This window comes from Plesiomonas sp., from assembly GCF_051650925.1.
Taxonomy (GTDB): Bacteria; Pseudomonadota; Gammaproteobacteria; order Enterobacterales; family CAMTGL01; genus Plesiomonas.
This window is the reverse complement of the sequence record NZ_JBOFRH010000414.1, coordinates 1-1,803: the sequence shown is the minus strand read 5'-3', so window position 1 is coordinate 1,803 and position 1,803 is coordinate 1. Positions and strand designations below refer to the sequence as shown.

General features: G+C 51.3%; 2 protein-coding genes. One reads left to right on the top strand and one right to left on the bottom strand.

From position 1 onward, the window contains the following. A partial coding sequence (locus ACRC27_RS09840) for an enoyl-CoA hydratase-related protein (RefSeq protein ID WP_438639790.1) occupies window positions 1-736 on the bottom strand: 736 nt, incomplete at its 3' end. A gap of 270 nt (window positions 737-1,006) precedes the next feature. Here ACRC27_RS09840 and pepQ point away from each other — a divergent pair. Beyond that, window positions 1,007-1,803: Xaa-Pro dipeptidase (pepQ, locus tag ACRC27_RS09835; RefSeq protein ID WP_438639789.1), on the top strand; the 797-nt coding region annotated here is incomplete at its 3' end.

Sequence of the window (1,803 nt, the reverse complement as noted above, 5' to 3'; positions counted from 1 at the left end):
CGGCAACTTGAGCAACCACCGCTTTGGCAGTGCTAAAGCTCATCGCCGCTTCGGTGCGATTAAGGGGTAACGGTTGTAACTTTACTGCGCGTCTAGCCTGCCAGTTGAGTCGGCCACTGATCGCCTCTTCCAGCATACTCAGCGCCGCAGCATGCAGTTTTTCCGGTGCGACTACTGCATCAAGCATACCGATTTTCAGTGCTTCTTCGGCCCGCAACTCTTTCCCTGCGGTAATAAGCTCAAGTGCACTGTCTGCACCAATTAAGCGTGGCAAACGCACTGAGCCGCCAAAGCCGGGCATGATCCCCAGTTTTGTTTCTGGCAGACCTACGCGCGCATTGCTGTCGCCAACTCGCAAATCGGTCGCTAGCACGCACTCAAACCCGCCGCCTAGCGCAAACCCGTTAATTGCACACACAGTCGGCACCGGCAGGTCTTCCAACTGATTGAAAATCGCATTGGCACGATCAAGCCACCCGTGCAGCTCATCTGCACTCAGTGTGAATAATCCCAAAAACTCCGTAATATCGGCCCCAACAATAAACGCCTCTTTTGCCGAGGTCAGCAATAGCCCGCGCAGAGTCGGCAGTGAATGCAAGATCTCCATCGCCTCACTGAGATTATTGAGTGTGTGGCGGTCGAATTTATTCACCGGCCCGGATTGCGCGGCAAACTGCAACTCAGCAATACCTTCGTTTAGCCAGCGAAGGGTCAGGGTTGGGCTTTGATAAAGCATGGTTCTACTCTCCTGAGCCGGTGTGATATCCGGTGGTATTAGGGTGGTTGATGACGAGTCGTCGTCCTCTGTAAAGCAGTGTGCTGGCAATTTAACAACATTTCAACACTCATTTAAAACATTTGTTTAATTTTATATTAACAAGTGCATGAAGCGATTCATGTCACATTTTTAGTAGAAAGAGGCCGGTGATCGCAGGAACGGCCACAAATTCAGGGGCTGTGATACTATGCAGCGTCTAGTCATTGATGAATAACGAAGGGGCATTCTATGGAACAGGCTTACCGCGCGCATATTGCAGAACTGCAAGCACGTACCCGAACAGTATTGGAGCGTCATCAGCTGCGAGGGCTTCTTATCCACTCTGGCGAACCCATTTATGCTTTTTTGGATGACAACACTTATCCGTTTCGGGTTAACCCCCACTTTAAAGCGTGGGTACCGGTGACGAATGTCACGCACAGTTGGCTACTGGTTGATGGTGACAATAAACCGCAACTATTCTTCTACGCACCGGTAGATTACTGGCACAGCGTTGAACCGTTGCCAACCGCCTTCTGGACAGAAGAAGTAGAGCTTATCGCCCTACGCCAGCCGGAAGATATCCTGCAATATCTGCCACAAGAGCGCAGCCATTTAGCCTATATTGGTGCCAGCGAGCAAAAAGCCGCCGATATGGGGATCGGGCACATCAACCCGACCGCGATTTTGAACTTTTTCCACTATCAACGAGCCTTCAAAACCGATTATGAACTGTGCTGTATGCGGGAAGCACAGAAAATTGCCGTTACCGGACACCGTGCGGCTTACGATGCTTTCATGGCCAACATGAGCGAGTTCGATATCAACCTCGCGTATTTGGCTGCCACCGGTCAGAGCGACAGCGATGTGCCGTACAACAATATTGTGGCGCTAAACCAAAACAGTGCCGTACTGCACTACACCAGCTTGGCACAAAAAACACCGGCCCGTTCAGACAGCTTTTTACTCGATGCCGGTGCATCGTATAACGGCTATGCCGCAGACATCACCCGAACCTATGCGCGCGAGCAAAATGACTTTGCCGC